The sequence below is a fragment of the Streptosporangium sp. NPDC003464 genome, assembly GCF_053588315.1.
The window spans coordinates 20,961-39,695 of the sequence record NZ_JBSFPS010000060.1 but is presented as its reverse complement, the minus strand read 5'-3'; the positions used below and the strand labels follow the sequence as shown (position 1 = coordinate 39,695).

Below are 18,735 nucleotides of genomic sequence, written 5' to 3'. Positions count from 1 at the left end.
ATCTCCACGTTGTCCAGCAGCGAGGCGAACAGCGGCCACTCGCGGTAGGCGGCGCCTCGGCCAGCGGGTGTTCGGACTCCCGCTCGACCGCGGCCGCCAGTCGCAGCAGTTCGTCGGCGGCGATCCCTTCGGTGATGACGTCGGTGACCTCCGGTTCGCCCTTGGTCAGGGTGCCGGTCTTGTCCATCACCACGACCTGGAGGCGGGCGGAGGTCTCCAGCGCGATCGCGTTCTTGAACAGTACGCCCCGCTTGGCGCCGAGCCCGGTACCGACCATGATCGCAGTAGGGGTCGCGAGGCCGAGCGCGTCCGGGCAGGTGATGACCACGACGGTGATGGCGAACAGGATCGCCACCCCGAACGGCGCATCGGCGAGCAGGGACCAGGCGGCGAAGGTGAGCGCGCCGCCGATCAGCGCGACGAGGACCAGCCAGAAGGCCGCCCGGTCGGCCAGCCGCTGCCCGGGGGCTTTGGAGTTCTGGGCTTGCTGGACGAGTTTGACGATCTGGGCCAGGGCGGTGTCGGCTCCGACCTTGGTGGCCCGTACCCGCAGGGTGCCGTTGCGGTTGATGGTCGCGCCGACGACGGCGGATGCCGGCTGTTTGTGCACCGGCAGGCTCTCGCCGGTGACCACGGACTCGTCAACCTCGCTGTCGCCGTCCTCGACGACCCCGTCGACCGGGATCTTCGCTCCGGGGCGGACCAGCAGCAGGTCGCCGGCGACGACCTCGGCGGTGGGCACCTCGACCGGCCGGCCGTCGCGGACGACGACCGCCTTGGGCGGGGCCAGGTCGAGCAGGGTGCGGATGGCGTCGTTGGCGCCGCCGCGGGCCCGCATCTCGAACCAGTGGCCCAGCAGCACGAAGGCGGCCAGCACGGTGGCGGCCTCGTAGAAGACCTCGCCGCCGCCGGTGAGGGTCACGATCACCGAGTACAGCCAGCCCGCGCCGACCGCCACCGCGACCAGCACCATCATGTCCAGCGTGCGGGCCCGCAGCGCGCGCACCGCCCCGGTGAAGAAGATCCAGCATGAGTAGAGGATCACCGGCAGGCTGAGCAGCAGCGCCCACACGTCCCGGCGCAGCCCGAACGGCACCGGCAGGTTCAAGCCGAGCACCTCGGTACCGATCGGCGACCAGGCCACGATCGGGATCGAGAACAGCAGCGCCACCAGGAACCGGTCGCGCATGTCGGCCACCATCACGGCCATCGACATCCCGCCGTGCCCCGTCATCTCGTGCGTGGAAGGCGCGGTCCGCGTCCCGCCGTGACCGGCGTGATCGGCCGGTACCGCGCGACCGGCGGGCGCTTGACGGACGGCGGTCCCGGAACCGGCCGCGGTCCCGGAACCGGCCGCGTCCCCTGCGGGCCCCGCGCGCGCACCGTCGCCGCGGACGGGCCGCTGCGGCAGCACGGCGGTGTCCGCGGAGGCCGTCAAAAGCCCCGCGGGGCCGGACACCGGCGGGTCAGGCTCGATCATCGGGTCGCAGATGTGGGAGGGCACCGACTGGCCGGCGCAGTGGTAGCCGCACTCGATCACCCACGTGCGCAACTCGGCCAGGCAGGTGCGGGCCGGGTCGAACACCACGGTCGCCGTCTGGGCCACCGGGTTGACCTCCACCTGCAGCACCCCGGGCCTGCGGCCGAGCACGGCCACCACGACGTTCTGCTCCGAGGCCCACCGCAATCCGCTGACGTCCAGGATCGCGGTGCTGTGTTCCTTGCCGCCGCCGCGGCGGGCGTGGAGATGATCCGTCACGGTCGGCCTCCCGGCGGTTTGCTCGGTCCCTCACCTCTCACGGTGGGTGCACGCACCCGGCGGGCATAGGGCCGATCGGCACATACGGACAAGGACTAACGCCTCCAAAGCCTCGGCCTGTCCGGGCAGGCCGGCAACGTCCGTGAAGCCGTTGCCGCAGCACCCGCCGGAGCCCGGTCGCCACTGCGGCGACCACAGCGCGGGGCCTGCCGGAAAAATCATGCTTCCCTGACAGCTGTCAGAGTGAACTTGACTCACATGTGGTGATTTTTCGGAAACATCTTTTGACACTTCTGAAACAATGCTACGTTCACTGGGAGCGCTCCCACCTGTGCGGCATCTTGGTGTGGAGGAAGTTATGTCTGATCTACCCACACTTGCCCAGGTCGCGGCAGAAGCAGGGGTCTCCCCTGCGACCGCCTCCCGGGTACTCACCGGTTCAGTCAGGGTCAGCACATCGACCCGCAGGCAGGTGCATGACGCGATCTCGCGTCTCGGCTACGTACGGCACCGCGCGCCCCGGGGCGGGGCCGGCCGCCGGTCCGACCAGGTCGTGGCCGTCGTGGTCTGCGAGCCCGCACACCGGCTGTTCACCGAGCCTTTCTACGCGAGGATGATCACGGCGGCGGAGGAGGTGCTCACCGGCCACGGCATGCCGCTCGCGGTGATGACGGCCACCGCCGCCACCGCCACCATCGCCACGCCCCCGCTCGTCGCCGGAGGGGTCGACGGCGTCCTGCTGATCGGCGCGCGGGACCGGCATCCGCTCGCGGTGACCCTGGCCGCCTCCGGCATCCCCGTGCGGAGCGCGGGCCGCCCGCCGGACGGCATCGACATACCGCACGTCGACATGGACAACCGCGACGGCGGCAGGCAGGCGGCCGAGCACTTCCTCCTCGGCGGCCGGCGGGCCGTCGGCGTCATCGCCGGGCCGCCCGGCCTGCCCGCGGCACGGGACCGGCTCGACGGCTTCGTGCAGACCCTCGCCCTGGCCGGGATGACCGGCGTGCCGGTGGCCTACGGCGACTTCACCCACTCCTCGGGGGTGCACGGCATGCAGTGGCTGCTGCGCCGGATGCCGCACGTCGACGCCGTGTTCGCCGCCTCCGACGTGATGGCCGCGGCGGCCATCCAGACCCTGCGCCGCACCGGGCGCCGGGTGCCCGAGGACGTGGCCGTGATCGGCTTCGACGACGCCCCCGTCGCCCGGCGGACCTCTCCCCCGCTCACCACAGTCCGCCAGCCCGTGGAGGAGTTCGCCGCGCTCGCCACCCGGCTGCTGCTGCTCTCGATGACCTCGTCCGACGCCCCCGGGAATAACCCGATGCTCCCCACTGAGCTGGTGGTCCGTGAGTCCGCCTGAGCCCGGCGGACTCCGCGCGGGAGAGGTGCTCACCCGCCGGTACCTGCTGCTGGAGCCCATCGCGTCGGGCGGCATGAGCGTCATCTGGCGGGCCTTCGACCAGTCCCTGCAGCGGCTGGTCGCGGTCAAGGTGCTGGACGGCGAGATCGGCGCCGACCGCGGGGGCCGCGAGCTCATCCGCCGCGAGGCCCGCGCCACCGCGCGGCTCATCCACCCCGACGCGATCGAGGTCTACGACTACGGGGAGACGGTGACCCCGCACGGCCGTCTCGCCGCCTACGTGGTGATGCGGCTGCTTGAGGGGCGCCCGCTGTCCGACCGGATCATCGAGGGCCCGCTGCCGTGGGCGGAGGCGGCACTGATCGCCGCCCGGCTGGCCAACGTGCTGGCCGCCGCCCACGAGCGGGGCATCGTCCACCGGGACGTCACCGCCGAGAACGTGCTGCTGACCGCGTCCGGCGCCAAGCTGCTCGACTTCGGCATCGCGGCGTTCATCGGCGAGGACGGCGAGGACGGCGCCTCCGACTACGGCACGCCCCCCTATGTCGCCCCCGAGCGGCTGACCGGCAGGACCGCCGACCCGGCGAGCGACGTCTACGCGCTCGGCGTGCTGCTGTTCGAGATGCTCACCGGCAGCACGCCGTACCCGGAGCGGACCTGGGAGGAGATCGAGAACGTCCGGCGGGTGGGGCCGCCGCCCGCCGCCTGCGCCCCGGGGCTGCCCGCCGAGGTCGCCGCGCTCTGCGCGAGCTGCCTCTCCCCGGAGCCGGAGAACCGGCCGAAGGCCCAGGAGACGGCCGCCGCCCTCACCAAGGCGCTCGCCGGGGGCCGCCGGGGCGCGGGCACCCTGGTCATGCGCTGGACGGTGATGGCGGCGGGCGCGGTGCTGGTCGCCGGGGCTCTGGTGTGGAGCCAGCTCACCACCGTCCTGGGCCCCGGCACGGCGCTGGGCACCGCGCCGGCCACCGCGCCCACCACGACCCTGGGCCCCACCCAGGCCACCCCCGCGCCCACCACGACCCTCGCCCCCACCGCGCGCCCCGACCCGGCCGCGACCTCCGGCCGGGGCCGCGACCTGCCCGTCCCCCGGACGGCCGAGACGGAGCACGCCCCGCGGACGCCCCCGTGGGTGAAGGTGATCCGATCGTCGGTGCCGAGCCTCGGCCAGAGCGTGCGGCGCTTCAACGCGCTGCTGGCCGAGGGCGAGGACAAGGGCGGGATCCGCCCCGACGTGGCGCTGGACCTGCGACAGGTGCTGGCCGACAGCGTCTGCTGCTCCCGAGATCTCACCACGGTCCGGGGGAAGATCGCCGACCGGCACCGGGAGGGCTCCCTGTCCGACGAGTTCCGCCAGGCCCTGGAGTCGCAGCTCCAGCTCGTGGCGGTCGCACTGGCCGGGTGAACCGCCGGACGGGACCGCGTTCGGGGTGGACCGCGTTCGGTGCGGATCACGTTCGGGGTGGACCACGTTCGGTGCGGATCACGTTCGGGGTGGATCACGTTCGGGGTGGATCACGTTCGGGGTGGATCACGACATCCCCGCGGTCTGATCCGCGTATCCGGAATCAGACCGCGGTCCGGCGGCTCCCGGTGGTCAGCTCTTGACCGCCCCGCTGGTCAGGCCGCTGACGATGAAACGCTGCAGGAACTGGAAGAGCACGAGCACCGGCAGCGCGCCGATCAGCGCGCCGGCGGCGAACACCCCCCAGTTCTGGCCGAGCTTGTAGGAGACGAGCTGGTACAGGCCGACCGCGAGCGTCTGCTGGTCGGGGTCGGTCAGCACCAGTCCGGCGATGACGAAGTCGTTGAGCGTCGCCACGAACGAGAACAGCGCGACGACGACGAGGATCGGCGCGACCAGCGGCAGCAGCACGCGGAAGAAGACCTGGGCGTGCGAGGCCCCGTCGATCTGCGCGGACTCGTCCAGTTCCTTCGGAACCGTGTCGAAGAAGCCCTTCATCAGGTAGGTGTTCACGCCGAGCGCGCCCCCCAGATAGACCATGACCAGGCCGAGCCTGCTGCCCAGGCCGATCGCCGGGAAGACCTCCTTGAGCTCCGACAGCAGCAGGAAGATCGCCACATAGGCGAGGAGCTGCGGGAAGAGCTGGACGAACACGAGTCCGAGCAGTCCGGCCCGGCGGCCCCTGAACCGGAAACGGGAGAAGGCGTAGGCCGCGCAGGCGCCGAGGAAGACCGACCCCGCCGCCGTGGTCACGCCGACGGCCATCGAATTGGCGAACCAGCTTCCGAACGGATGCAGCGGATCGGTGAAGAGGGTCCGGTAGTGCTCCGCCGTCGGGTCGGCGAACAGGTCGTTGGACCCGGTCAGTGTGCCGCTCGGGTTGACCGAGGCGGCGGCCACGAACACCAACGGGAACAGCGCCACGACGACGGCGGCGGCTCCGACGAGGTGACGCCAGCCGTACCTGAGGAACCAGCGGCCCATCTCAGCTCGCCTCCAGCCTGCGCGCCCGGCGGAACCCGGCGAGCGAGATCGCCGCGATGACGGCGAAGATGAGGATGGAGACCGCGCACGCCAGCCCGTAGTTCCGGGCGCTGCCGCCGAAGGCCAGCTTGTAGACCAGCGAGATGAGCAGGTCGGTCGAGCCGACGTCGACGGGCGACCGGGCGTCCCTGGGCCCGCCGCCGGTGAGCATGTAGATCACGTTGAAGTTGTTGAAGTTGAACGCGAAGGTCGCGACCAGCACCGGCGTGGTCGAGGCCAGCAGCATCGGCAGCTTGATCTCGCGCAGTACCCGCCACGGGCTCGCGCCGTCGATCTGCGCGGCCTCGGTGAGCGCGGGCGGGATGGCCTGCAGCGCGCCGGTGCAGATGAGGAACATGTACGGGAAGCCGATCCAGACGTTGACGGCCAGCACGCTGAGCTTGGCCAGCCAGGGGTCGGTGAGCCAGGGCAGGTGGCCGCCGCCGAGCAGCACCGCGTTGACGAAGCCGTGGTCGGGGTTGAGCAGGCCCTGCCAGAGGATGGCGGCCATGAAGGCGGGGAAGGCGTAGGGCAGCACCAGCAGCGAGCGGTAGGCCCGCAGCCCCCGCAGCTCCGGCCGGCCCAGCACCAGGGCCAGGCCGAGCCCGATGGCGAAGGTCAGGCCGACGGAGAGCCCGGCGAAGGCGAAGGTCCAGACGAGGACGCCGAGGAACGGCGCCCTGATGCTCGGATCCGTCAGGACGGTGAGGAAGTTCTCGAACCCCACGAACACCTTCCATCCCGGGCTGAGCACCGCGCCGCCCGGCGCCGCGAACCGGCCGTGGCCGTCGTCGCGGTAGGTCACGCCGGTGCGTGGGTCGGTGACGGTGTCGGCGCGTCCGTCGTAGCGGAGCGTCGAGCGGTACAGCGCGGCGGTCACCGCGTCGGACGTGCGCAGGTTTCCCTCACCGGGGACGGGCACGCGCAGCGCGGTGATCTCGGCCTGCCTCGCGACGATCTCGCCGTAGGGCAGCGTCCGCCACCCGCCGGCCCCCGCGACGCCGCCGCCCGGGGCCGCGACGGGTTCCAGCGGCCGTACGGCGGAGCCGACCCGGGCGCCGCCCGGCCCGTCCACCAGGAAGCCGAGCTCCCCGTCGCGCTCGACCACCCTGATCGGCCGGGCGGCGGCACCGGGGACCCGGGTCTCGCTCGCGGCCAGGATCGCCGCGACGGCGTCCTGCTTGGTGCCGTTGTGCCCGTCGCCGTAGTTCGTGAACGCGGCGTAGCCGGTGTAGAGGACGACGTAGACCTGGTAGACGAGCAGCAGGATCACCCCTGGCGCGAGATACTTCGCCGGGACCCGCCGGCTGCCCAGGTAGATCACATTGACCGCGGCCGTGCCCGCGAGCATCGCGGCGAACAGCCACCACGACCGCCGGCCGCCCAGCGCCACCAGCCCGTAGACCGCGAGCGCGTCGACCACGCCGAGGACGGCCAGCTTGGCCACCACCGCGCCGCTGAGAGTACGTGCCGCCATCGTCAGTTCGCGATCTTCGCGCGGATGCGGTCGGCGGCGCCCTCGGTCAGCTTGGCCGGGTCGCCGTCGCCGGTGATGACGGCGAGCTGCGACAGCCCCCAGTCGCCCCAGACCGCGTCCATGGCCGGCACGTTCGGCGCGGGTTCACCGGCCAGCGTCGCGTCGGCGAAGCCGGTCATCACCAGGTCGCCGCGGAGCTCCTCGCGCACCGACGTCATCGCCGGGGGCCGGCCGCCCGCCGCGTACAGCGCGCGCTGCGCCTCGGGGGTGGCCAGGTAGTTGAGCAGGAAGTCGTTGGCCAGGATCGGATTGGCCGACTTCGCGCTGACGTAGAACCCCTGGACACCGACGAAGGGCCTGGCCGGCTCCGGTCCCGCCGGCGGGACCGGCTCGACCGCGAACGGCACCCCGGCCTTGGCGAGCGCGGGCGCGTCCCACGGCCCGGTGATCAGGTAGGGCGTCCGGCCCTCACGGAAGGCGTTGGTCGCGATCTCACCGCTCAGCGAGGTGGAGATGACCTTGGCCTCGGCGAGCCGCCTGAGATAGGCGGCGAACTTCAGGCCCCCGGGGTTGTCGATCGCCAGCTCGCCGCCGTCGAACACGGAGGAGCCGAAGGAGGTCTGCAACGGGTAGAGATGGTAGGGCGAGCCCGCCTTGGGATCGACGGGCAGCCCGACGGGGAACGTCGCCTTCCCCTCGCGCACCAGTTCGCCGCCCGCCGCCACCAGCTCGTCGAACGTCTTGGGCCGCTCGGGGGCGAGCTTCATGTTGCGCAGGAGCGCGACGCTCTCGATGCTGTACGGCAGGCCGTACGTCTGGCCTTCGTAGCGCATGGCGTCGAGCGCGATCTTCGGGAACCGCGAGGCCGTGGCGCCGAGGTCGATCGGCGCGACGACGCCGTTCTGGACGAGCTTGCCGAGCCAGTCGTGCGGCCCGACGATCATGTCGGGCCCCTGGCCCGTCGGCGCCTGGGAGACGAAGTCGTCGCGGAGGCCGCCCATGCCCTTCTGCACGATCTTGACCTTGACGCCGCGGTCCCGCTCGAACGCCGCGGCGAGGTCCTGGAGCGGCTTGGCCCGGCTGTCGTCGGCCCAGACGGTGAGCGTCGCGGTGGCCCGCGCGGGCCCGGACGCCTGATCCGACCGGCCGGTCTGGACATCGGCGGCGCACCCGGCGGTCAGGAGCGCGAGCCCCATCAGGGTCGGAGCTGTGATGCGCATCGGAGTCCTCCTCATGATCCGGAGCGGGGGGTGTCGGTTTCGGGGTCCGGACCGGACGCGTCGGGTCCGTCCGCGGGGGCCGGGTTCCGGCGCGGGCCGTGCCTCTCGGACGCGTCCGCGGGGGCCGGGCTCCGGCGCGGATCGTCCTGCTCGGACCCGCCGGTGAGGGACGAGCCCCTGTGCGGGTCGTCCCGCTCCGGATCGCTCCATCCCTCGACCTTGACGGTCAGGCGGCGGTCGGCGTCGTGCCTGAGCGGCTCCCGGATCGGGAGGCCGGCCCCGTCCAGCCCGTCGCAGCGCCAGCCCCTGCCGACGGTGCCGTTGAGCCCGAGCCCGCGGGGCAGCCGCCACCGGCCGTGGTGGACGCCGGGGGCGACGCGTGTGGTGACGAGGCCGGAGAAGTAGACGGTGTCCCCGTCGGGAGTGCCGGGCGGGGTGAGGACGGTGACGTCGAGCGTCGCGGTCGGCCCGCCGTCCACGACAGTGATCGTCTGGCGGGCCGTGAGCGCGCCCACGGTGGCCGTGACGTCGGCGGTGCCGGGACCGGTGGCCGCGAGCAGCGCGGTGCCCGCGGGTCCGAGCCGGTCCGCGGGCTGCCAGGTCATCTCGGCGCTGAGTGCCGAGTAGGCGCAACCGTCCGCGCGCACGGCGACGGGGGCGACGTCGATCACCTCGCCCACGCCGGCCGTCAGCGTCTCGGAGGCGGCGGTGAGCTCGACCGGCGGCCCCTCGGCCCCGAACAGGTGCAGCAGCGCGCTGGCCGCCCGCGTCCGCCACGCGCTCTCGTGGTGCGGCGCGCCGGGCTCGTGCCGGTAGCGCAGCTCCGCGTCGGGCGCGTAACCCAGCTCGACGAGCCGGTCGGCGAGCTCACGGGCGTGGTGCACCGTGATCAGCCCCTCCATCCCGCCGATGTCGATCCACACCCGGCCGGGCCCGCGCTCGGTGAAGCGCCGGTAGACGGGCGTCTCCGCCAGCGTCTCGGGATCGACGAACACCAGGAACGGCGAGAGGATCGCCGCCAGCCCGAACACGTCGGGACGCCGGAAGGCCAGGTGGTAGCTGACCAGCCCGCCCATCGACGAGCCCATGACGGCGGTGCCCTCGGCGGAGCCGGTCACCGCGTACCGGGACCGGATGAGCGGCATCAGCTCCTCGATGAGGAATCGCTCGTACAGCTCACCCCTGAACAGGCCACGGGGATCGCGCGGGTAGGGCGCGATGTGGGAGTACTCCGCGCCCCGCTCGTCACCGGCGTTGGAGACCCCGACCGCGACCAGCGGCGGCAGCGCCCGGCCGCCGATCAGCTCGTCCAGCGTCTCGTCGAGCCGCCAGCTCGGATCGAGACCGGCCCCGGCGAACACGTGCTGGCCGTCGTGCAGGTAGACCACGGGGTACGGCCCGGCGGCGGGGTCATAGCCCGGCGGCGTGTAGACGAAGACGTCGCGGGCGTTGCCGAGCGCGGCGGAACGGACTCCGCGCAGGATGTCGATCATGCTTCGAGCTCCCAGACGTGGAAGGCGGGCCCGTCGGCGGGCATGGGCAGGCCGGGCCGCAGCGAGGACCCGCCGGTGAGGCTGACCCCGGCGGCGGGGGCGGCGACGGGCGGGTGGGAGGCCCGGCTGACCTGGACGAGCAGGGTCTGGTCCGGGGTCGCGCGCTCGTAGACGACGGTGTCGTCGGCCACGTGCAGCCAGCGCAGGCCACCGGTACGCAGCGCCTCGTGCGAGCGGCGCAGCCGTACCAGATCGCGGTAGACCTGGTAGGTGCCCCGGTCCCAGCGGGTCCTGTCCCAGGGGAAGGGACGGCGTCCGTCCTCCAGGTGCACACCCTCGACGCCGACCTCGTCCCCGGCGAAGACCATCGGCAGGCCCGGCAGCGTGAACAGCAGGGCGGCGCCGAGGTGCTGGTGCTCGCGCCCGGCGACCGAGCGGAACCTGGCCGTGTCGTGCGAGTCGAGCAGTGTGAGGTTGTGCGTGTAGGCCCGCCACGGGATCAGCGCCGAGTAGCGGCGCATCACCTCGGCCAGGTCCGCTCCGCCGTAGTGCGGGATCGGGCCGGGCACGCCCCAGAACTCGGTGGACCGTTCCCGTGCCAGCCACGACCAGACCGGACGGGCGAAACCGGCGTAGGACATGGTGCCGTGCCAGCCGGTGCCGCGCAGCGTCAGCGAGGCGTCGAACTGGTGCTCGGCGAGCAGCAGCGCGTCGTGACCCGACATCGTCTCCCGGGTGAGCGTGGCCACCCGGTCGTTCAGCTCGATCCCGCCGTGCCGTCCCGCCGACTGGGCGACGTCGACCCGCCAGCCGTCGAGACCGAACTCCTCCAGGTAACGGGCGATCACCGAACGCGGGCCCTCGTAGAGCCGGCGGCGCAGCTCCGCCGAGCGGTGGTCGAACTTGGGCAGCGTCCTCACCCCGGCGAACGTCGCGTAGTCGTCGCCGTCGACGTAGTAGAAGTCGTCACGCACCGCGCTCTCCGCGGCGAACCACTCGTGCCCGTCGCCGGAGTGGTTGAGCGTGATGTCGCCGATCACACGCATGCCCCGCGCGTGCGCGGCGCCGGTCAGCGCGCGCAGCGCCTCGTCCCCACCGAGCAGCGGGTCCACCCGCTCGAATGTGGTCGCGTCGTAGCGGTGGTTGGACCGGGCGGGGAAGAACGGCGTCAGGTAGAGGAGGTCCGCGCCCAGCTCGGCGATGTGGTCCAGGCGCTCGGCCACGCCCCACAGGTCGCCGCCGTACAGCTGCTGCAACGCGTGCGGGCTGCCCCACGGGATCGGGTCGTCCCACTCGGCCTGCCGTACCCAGCCGGGCACGGGACCGGAGACCCGCCCGGAGCGGGCGAACCGGTCGGGGAAGATCTGGTAGATCACCGAACCGGCGGCCCACGCGGGCGGCGCGGGGTGGGTGGTCAGCATGAAGTCGGTGGTGTCCGGCACGTCCAGCGCCGAGAGCCCGGCCGCGGTCAGCCAGAGCGGCCCCTCCGCGGTGTGCAGCAGGAAGCGGTAGCCGCACTCGGGGTTGACCATCTCGACGCCGCAGCGCCACCACGTCTCGGAGTCGCTCACCCTGTCGATCGACGCCTCGGTGAAACGCGGCTCGCCGTCGGGGGCGGTGCGGACGTACACCCGGCGGACGCCCAGGGCGTGGGCGACGCGCACGGACAGCTCGACCCGGTCGCCGAGGCTCGGCGCGGGGTCGGCGACGTACAGCGGCGAGCCGTCGTGGTGCGCCCAGGTGTTGCAGAGTGTTTCTCGATAGCCCATGCTGTTATTGCTCCGAAACATGCTGTTCACGTGGTTCGATGTGTCCGCGAGCCTAGGATCCGCCGAAACGGCGTCGCAACATCTCGCAACATGTTTCAATGGTTTCCCGAAGGGTCTCCCCATGCCTCGACCTTCAGTCCGCACGATCGCCTCCCTGGTGGGAGTGAGCGCCGCGACGGTCAGCCGGGTGCTCAACGACAGACCTGGCGTGTCCGAGGAGCTGCGGGCCAAGGTTCTGGAGGGTATGCGAGAGCACGCCCTGGTCGCACCGGCGCCCGTCACCGAACCGTTCGTCGGGATCATCGTCCCCGAGCTGGACAACCCGATCTTCCCCGTGCTGGCCGGCGCGATCGAGGCCAAGCTGGGCGGCCACGGCGTCACCGCGCTGATAGGCAGCTCGACCGCCAAGGGACCGACCGAGCTGGACTACATCTCCACCCTGGTACGGCGGGGCATCCAGGGGCTGGTGCTCATCTCGGGACGGCACGCCAACCCCGCAGCCGACCACGGCTTCTACTGGCAGCTCTACCAGCGGCGCATCCCCATGGTGCTGGTCGGCGGGCACGTGCCCGACCTGCCGGTCTCGACCGTCACGACGGACGAGGCCGCGGGGGCGGCGATGGCGGTGGCGCACCTGAGAGAGCTGGGGCACGTGCGGATCGGGCTGGCCGGCGGGCAGGGTTACCTCCGGCCCTCGCAGAACCGGCTGATGGGCTACCGCCGCGAGATGCGCAGGTCGTTCGGCTCGGTGGTCGACGCCCTCCACGTCGAATCGGACTACTCGCTCACCGGCGGGCACGCGGCGGCCCGCCGGCTGCTGGCCGCGGGAGCCACGGCGGTGATCGCGGGAAGCGACCTGATGGCGCTGGGCGCGGTCGCGGGAGTGCGCGAGGCGGGGCTCCGCGTGCCCGACGACGTGTCGGTCGTCGGATATGACGACTCCTATCTGGCCGCGCACGGCGACCCGCCGCTGACGACCGTGCAGCAGCCGATCGAGCAGATGGCCTCCGCCGTGGCCACGGCGATGTGGCAGCGCCTGCAGGGCTACCATGCACCGCACGTGGACCATGTGTTCACGCCGCGGCTGGTGGTCCGCGCCTCGACCGCCCGGCCGCCGGCGCGCGGGACGGCGGCGCGCGGGGCGGCGGCACACGAGACGGCGGCGCACGAGACGGGCGGCGTCGGCCACGGGGGCGCGGGGGCCTGAAAGTTTCACGGAACCGGAACCAGTCCCGGCGGATCGCAGCAGCCTGGCGGCGTGCCGGGTGAAACCCGGCCGTAACCCCGAGCGCACGCCATTGACATCCCGTGGCCCGTCCTCAGAATCCTGCTTGGGAGCGCTCCCACTCTTTCTCTCCCTTGCTCGATCCGGCGCGAAGCCCCTACCAGCGACTCCGTGCCGACCCCACCCCTGGAGGACCTTTTCGATGCCTCGATTCCGCACCAGAACGGGAGCGCTCCCACGCTTCCGGAGACGGGTCGCCGCGCTGGCGCTGCTCAGCCTGGCGGCCGGGACGACCACCGCGCTGGCGGCCACGCCCGCCCTCGCGGCCGTCTCCTGCGAGGTCACCTACACGACCAACGACTGGCAGGGCGGCTTCACCGCCAGCGTGGCGATCAAGAACCTGGGCGACCCGCTGAACGGCTGGACACTCGGTTTCACCTTCCCCGACGCCTCGCAGAAGGTCACCCAGGGCTGGAGCGCCACCTGGTCGCAGAGCGGCCAGGCCGTCACCGCCAAGAACCTGGACTGGAACGGCAACCTGGCCACCGGCGCCTCGGCCAACATCGGGTTCAACGGGAGCTGGTCGGGGAGCAACCCCAAGCCGACCGCCTTCACGATCAACGGCACCACCTGCGGCGGCACCGGCCCGGTCAACCAGCCGCCGACCGCGAGGATCACCAAGCCGGTCGCGGGGGCCACCTTCACCGCGCCCGCCACGGTGGACATCACCGCCGACGCCGCCGACGGCGACGGCACGGTCACCAAAGTCGAGTTCTTCAACGGCGCCACGCTGCTGGGCACCGACACCAGCGCCCCGTACGCCTACAGCTGGGCGGCCGTGCCCGCCGGCGACTACTCGCTCACCGCGCGGGCGACCGACGACAAGGGCGCGGCCACGACCTCCGCCCCGGTCGGGATCAGCGTCCAGGCGGACACCACCCCCGCGGTGCTCCTCACCCCCGCCACGCTCGCCGTCCCCGAGGGCGGGAACGCGGACCTGTCGGTCAAGCTCTCCAAGGCCCCGGCCGTGAACGTCACCGTGACGACCGCCAGGACGGGTGGCGACACCGACCTGACCGTCGGCTCCGGCGGGTCGCTGACCTTCACCCCCGCCAACTGGAACACCGCCCAGACGGTCAGGATCGCCGCCGCCGAGGACGCCGACCAGACCTCGGGCAGCGCGGAGTTCACCGCCACCGCCACCGGCCACACCTCGGCCAAGGCGACCGCGACCGAGGTGGACAACGACGGCACGGGCGGCGGCAACGAGTACGTCAAGCGGTTCACCACGCTGTACAACAAGCTCAAGGACCCGGCCAACGGCTACTTCTCCCCGCAGGGGGTGCCCTACCACTCGGTGGAGACCTTCATGGTCGAGGCGCCGGACCACGGGCACGAGACCACCTCCGAGGCCTACAGCTACTACCTGTGGCTGGAGGCGGCCTACGGCAAGGTGACCGGCGACTGGAGCAGGTTCAACGACGCCTGGGCCTCGATGGAGAAGTACATCATCCCGGCCACCGCGGACCAGCCGACCAACTCCTTCTACAACGCTTCCAAGCCCGCCACCTACGCCGGCGAGTGGGACGACATCAGGCAGTACCCGTCCAAGCTGGACGGCGGCGTGAGCGTCGGCAGCGACCCGATCGCGGGCGAGCTGAAGAGCGCCTACGGCACCAGCGACGTGTACGGCATGCACTGGCTGCTGGATGTGGACAACACCTACGGCTTCGGCCGCTGCGGCGACGGGACCGCCAAGCCCGCCTACATCAACACCTACCAGCGCGGCCCGGAGGAGTCGGTCTTCGAGACCGTCCCCCAGCCCTCCTGCGACACCTTCAAGCACGGCGGCAAGAACGGCTACCTGGACCTGTTCACCGGCGACAGCAGCTACGCCAAGCAGTGGAAGTACACCAACGCCCCCGACGCCGACGCCCGCGCCGTCCAGGTGGCCTACTGGGCGCACACCTGGGCCAAGGAGCAGGGCAAGGAGTCGCAGGTCGCCGCCTCGGTCGGCAAGGCCGCGAAGATGGGCGACTACCTGCGCTACGCGATGTACGACAAGTATTTCAAGAAGCAGGGCTGCACGAGCACCTCGTGCCCGGCCGGCACCGGCAAGGACAGCTCGGCCTACCTGCTGAGCTGGTACTACGCCTGGGGCGGCGCGCTCGACGCCTCCGCCGGCTGGGCCTGGCGGATCGGCTCCAGCCACAACCACTCCGGCTACCAGAACCCGATGGCCGCCTGGGCGCTGTCGAGCGTGGACGCGCTCAAGCCCAAGGGGGCGACCGCCGTACAGGACTGGACCACCAGCCTGAAGCGGCAGCTGGAGTTCTACCGCTGGCTGCAGTCGACCGAGGGCGCGATCGCCGGCGGCGCCACCAACAGCTGGCAGGGCCACTACGCGGCCCCGCCGTCCACGCTGCCGACCTTCTACGGCATGGCCTACGACTGGCAGCCGGTCTACCACGACCCGCCGTCCAACCAGTGGTTCGGCTTCCAGGCCTGGTCGATGGAGCGGGTCGCGGAGCTCTACTACGCGACCGGCAACGCCGACGCCAAGGCCCTGCTGGACAAGTGGGTCAAGTGGGCCACCGACAACACCACGGTCAACGCCGACGGCACCTTCCAGATCCCCTCGACCCTGGTGTGGACCGGCCAGCCCGACACCTGGAACGCCGCCGGTCCGGGGGCGAACGCCGGGCTGCACGTCAGCATCCGGGACTACACCTCCGACGTGGGCGTGGCCGGCTCCTACGCCAAGGTGCTGATGTACTACGCGGCCAAGTCCGGTGACGCCAAGGCCAAGAGCGTCGCCAAGGGCCTGCTCGACGGCATGTGGAAGAACAACCAGGACGCCAAGGGCGTCTCGGTGGCCGAGACCAAGGCCGACTACAACCGCCTCGACGACCCGATCTACGTCCCGGCCGGCTGGACCGGCAAGATGCCCAACGGCGACGTGATCGACAGCGGCTCGACCTTCCTGTCCATCCGGTCCTTCTACAAGAACGACCCGGACTGGCCGAAGGTGGACGCGTTCCTGAAGGGCACCGGCCCCGCGCCGTCCTTCAACTACCACCGGTTCTGGGCCCAGGTCGACGTGGCCGTCGCCCTGGCGGAGTACGGCCGGCTCTTCCCCTGACCGGCTGAGCGGCCGGCCGGCTGACCGACCAGCGGGCCGGCCGGCTCCGCCCTGAGACCTCGGGGCGTGGCGGCACCTCTGACCTGCCGCCATGCCCCGAGCACCACCTCCCACCCGCCCTGAGCACCACCTCCCAGAGGCACCCCCGTCCCGAGCCCCCTCCGAGAGGCACCCCCATGAAGAGATCCCTGGCGGCGCTGGCCCTGCTGGCCCTGGTGGCCGTGCCAGTGCCCGCCGCCCAGGCCACCGCGGCGACGTTCAGCTACGGCGAGGCACTGCAGAAGTCCATCTGGTTCTACGAGGCCCAGCAGTCGGGGAGGCTGCCGAGCTGGAACCGCGTCGGCTGGCGCGGCGACTCGGGGCTCGACGACGGCAAGGACGCCGGGCTCGACCTGACCGGCGGCTGGTACGACGCCGGCGACCACGTCAAGTTCGGCCTGCCGATGGCGGCCGGCGCGACGATGCTGGCCTGGGGCGCGGTGGAGTACCGCGACGCCTACACCTCCTCCGGACAGCTCACCCATCTGCTGAACAACCTGAGGTACGTCAACGACTACTTCGTCAAGGCCCATCCGTCGCCGAACGTGCTCTACGGGCAGGTCGGCAACGGCGGCAGGGACCACGCCTGGTGGGGGCCGGCCGAGGCGATGCAGATGGAACGGCCCGCCTACAGGATCGACGCCTCCTGCGGCGGCTCGGACCTGGCCGGGGAGACGGCCGCGGCGATGGCGGCCTCGTCGATCGTCTTCCGCCCGACGGACCCGGCCTACGCCGACACGCTGGTGACGCACGCCAGGCAGCTCTACGCCTTCGCCGACACCGTGCGCAGGAAGTACAGCGACTGCATCTCCGACGCGCAGGGCTACTACAACTCCTGGAGCGGCTACAACGACGAGCTGGTCTGGGGGGCGATCTGGCTCAACCGGGCCACCGGCGACGCCTCCTACCTGGCCAAGGCCGAGAGCTACTACGACACCCTCGGCACCGAGCCGCAGTCGGCCACCAGGTCCTACAAGTGGACGATCGCCTGGGACGACAAGTCCTACGGCGCCTACGTGCTGCTGCACAAGCTGACCGGGAGGCAGAAGTATCTCGACGACGCCAACCGCTGGCTCGACTACTGGACGGTCGGGGTCAACGGGCAGCGGGTGAAGTACTCGCCGGGCGGCCAGGCCGTGCTGGACCGGTGGGGGTCGCTGCGCTACGCGGCCAACACCTCGTTCGCGGCGCTGGTCCACGCGGACTCGATCACCGACACGGTACGTAAGGCGAGATATCACGACTTCGCCAAGCGGCAGATCGACTACGCGCTCGGCGACAACCCGCGCAACTCCTCCTACATGATCGGTTTCGGCGCCAACCCGCCGAAGAACCCGCACCACCGCACCGCGCACGGCTCCTGGACCGACCAGATGACCAATCCGGCCGAGACCCGCCACACCCTGTACGGCGCGCTCGTCGGCGGCCCGCCCGACCCCGACGACAAGTACACCGACAGGCGCGACGACTACGTGATGAACGAGGTCGCCACCGACTACAACGCGGGCTTCACCAGCGCCCTGGCCCGCCTCTACCGGGAGTACGGCGGAGCCCCCGCGGCCGGCTTCCCCACCGCCGAGACCCCCGACGGCCCCGAGATCTTCCTGGAGGCCGGGGTGAACGCCGCCGGCCCCACGTTCACCGAGATCAAGGCGATCGTCCGGAACCAGTCCGCCTGGCCCGCGCGCCCGCTGACCGACGGCTCCTTCCGCTACTACTTCACCCTCGACGGCGACACCACCGCCGGCCAGGTCACCGTCTCCTCCGCCTACAACCAGTGCAAGGCGCCGACCGGGCCGACCCTGCTGTCGGGGAAGACCTACTACGTCACCGTCGACTGCTCCGGCACCTCGATCGCCCCCGCGGGCCAGTCGCAGCACCGGCGCGAGGTCCAGTTCCGCATCGCGAGCACCGGCACGTGGGACCCGTCCGACGACTGGTCGTACAAGGGCGTCGCCACCACCCCCGGCGCCACCCCGGTCCGCGTCTCGAACATGACGCTCTACGCCGGCACGGCCAAGATCTGGGGCAACCCGCCCGGCGACGAGCCGCCGCCGACGGAGGACGAGGTCGCGCCGTCCAGGCCCGGCAAGCCCGCCGTCTCCGCGGTCACCGGGAGCACCGCCAGGCTGACCTGGACCGCCTCCACCGACAACGTCGGCGTGAGCGGCTACGACGTCTACCGGGGCGCGGCGAAGGTCGGGACCGCCCCGTCGAACGCCTTCGACCTCACCGGGCTCACCCCCGCGACGGCCTACACCGTCCACGTCGTGGCCAGGGACGCGGCGGGCAACTCCTCGCCGGACTCCGAGGGCACCGCCTTCACCACGGCCGCGGCCCCGGCGGGCGGCTGCACCGCCACCTACAGGGTGACCAACTCCTGGCAGGGCGCCTTCCAGGCCGAGGTGACCGTCAAGAACGAGGGCGCCACGGCCGTCAACGGCTGGAGCGTGACCTGGAGGTTCCCCGACGGCCAGACGATCAGCCAGCTCTGGAACGGCACGCACGCCCAGACGGGGGCGGAGGTGTCGGTCAGGAACGTCGCCTGGAACGGCGCCCTCGCCCCGAACGCCACGACGTCCTTCGGCTTCACCGCGGGCCAGAACGGCGCCAACGGCATCCCCGCCCCGGTGACCTGCGCCGCGAGCTGACCCCTCGCGTCCGGGGTGCCGCACTCGGCCACCCCCCGTGATCCCCGGCCGGGCGTGACGGACCCTCGCCCGGCCGGCCGTCCCCCGAACCGAGGTAGCTCAGGGGCCAGGA

Annotated in this window: 11 protein-coding genes; 5 read left to right on the top strand and 6 right to left on the bottom strand. The window is 71.9% G+C overall.

Translation table 11 applies throughout. The features are described 5' to 3' along the window. The coding region (locus ACWDS7_RS16095) for a heavy metal translocating P-type ATPase (RefSeq protein WP_451929922.1) at positions 1-1,759 on the bottom strand (1,759 nt) is incomplete at its 3' end. Positions 1,760-2,117: 358 nt separating this feature from the next. On the opposite strand from ACWDS7_RS16095, the gene ACWDS7_RS16090 reads away from it, so the two are divergent. After that, positions 2,118-3,122, top strand: a complete 1,005-nt coding sequence (locus ACWDS7_RS16090) for a LacI family DNA-binding transcriptional regulator (RefSeq protein ID WP_451929921.1) — start codon at positions 2,118-2,120, stop codon at positions 3,120-3,122. Next, the gene (locus ACWDS7_RS16085) at positions 3,109-4,524 is read left to right on the top strand and encodes a serine/threonine-protein kinase (RefSeq protein ID WP_451929920.1); all 1,416 of its coding nucleotides are present in this window, start codon (positions 3,109-3,111) and stop codon (positions 4,522-4,524) included. The genes ACWDS7_RS16090 and ACWDS7_RS16085 overlap by 14 nt, the downstream gene beginning before the upstream one ends. Positions 4,525-4,716: 192 nt before the next feature. On the opposite strand, the gene ACWDS7_RS16080 is transcribed toward ACWDS7_RS16085, so the two are convergent. Genes ACWDS7_RS16080 through ACWDS7_RS16060 form a run of 5 tightly spaced genes read right to left on the bottom strand, consistent with a single transcriptional unit; the run spans position 4,717 to position 11,566 of the window. Then, positions 4,717-5,568 carry a sugar ABC transporter permease gene (locus tag ACWDS7_RS16080; protein ID WP_306859895.1) on the bottom strand — a complete coding sequence of 284 codons (852 nt, stop codon included), beginning with the start codon at positions 5,566-5,568 and terminating at the stop codon, positions 4,717-4,719. 1 nt (position 5,569) lies between these two features. Then, positions 5,570-7,084 carry an ABC transporter permease subunit gene (locus ACWDS7_RS16075; RefSeq protein ID WP_451929919.1) on the bottom strand — a complete coding sequence of 505 codons (1,515 nt, stop codon included), beginning with the start codon at positions 7,082-7,084 and terminating at the stop codon, positions 5,570-5,572. Between the two features lie 2 nt (positions 7,085-7,086). Then, positions 7,087-8,304 carry a sugar ABC transporter substrate-binding protein gene (locus ACWDS7_RS16070; RefSeq protein WP_306859899.1) on the bottom strand — a complete coding sequence of 406 codons (1,218 nt, stop codon included), beginning with the start codon at positions 8,302-8,304 and terminating at the stop codon, positions 7,087-7,089. An 11-nt stretch (positions 8,305-8,315) separates the two neighbouring features. Beyond that, a complete protein-coding gene (locus ACWDS7_RS16065; protein ID WP_451929918.1) occupies positions 8,316-9,797 on the bottom strand; it encodes an alpha/beta hydrolase-fold protein in 1,482 nt (493 codons plus the stop codon). Next, complete coding sequence (locus ACWDS7_RS16060) at positions 9,794-11,566, bottom strand: glycoside hydrolase family 13 protein (protein ID WP_451929917.1); 1,773 nt, start codon at positions 11,564-11,566, stop codon at positions 9,794-9,796. The genes ACWDS7_RS16065 and ACWDS7_RS16060 overlap by 4 nt, the downstream gene beginning before the upstream one ends. Positions 11,567-11,687: 121 nt before the next feature. Here ACWDS7_RS16060 and ACWDS7_RS16055 point away from each other — a divergent pair, with 121 nt between their 5' ends. The 3 genes from ACWDS7_RS16055 to ACWDS7_RS16045 all read left to right on the top strand — a co-directional run bounded on the left by ACWDS7_RS16055 (position 11,688) and on the right by ACWDS7_RS16045 (position 18,623). Further along, the gene (locus ACWDS7_RS16055; protein WP_451929916.1) at positions 11,688-12,773 is read left to right on the top strand and encodes a LacI family DNA-binding transcriptional regulator; all 1,086 of its coding nucleotides are present in this window, start codon (positions 11,688-11,690) and stop codon (positions 12,771-12,773) included. A 220-nt stretch (positions 12,774-12,993) separates the two neighbouring features. Then, positions 12,994-15,933: a glycoside hydrolase family 48 protein gene (locus ACWDS7_RS16050; RefSeq protein ID WP_451929915.1), complete on the top strand. Its 2,940-nt coding sequence runs from the start codon at positions 12,994-12,996 to the stop codon at positions 15,931-15,933. Between the two features lie 176 nt (positions 15,934-16,109). Next, the gene (locus ACWDS7_RS16045; protein ID WP_451929914.1) at positions 16,110-18,623 is read left to right on the top strand and encodes a glycoside hydrolase family 9 protein; all 2,514 of its coding nucleotides are present in this window, start codon (positions 16,110-16,112) and stop codon (positions 18,621-18,623) included. Positions 18,624-18,735: the final 112 nt, after the last annotated feature.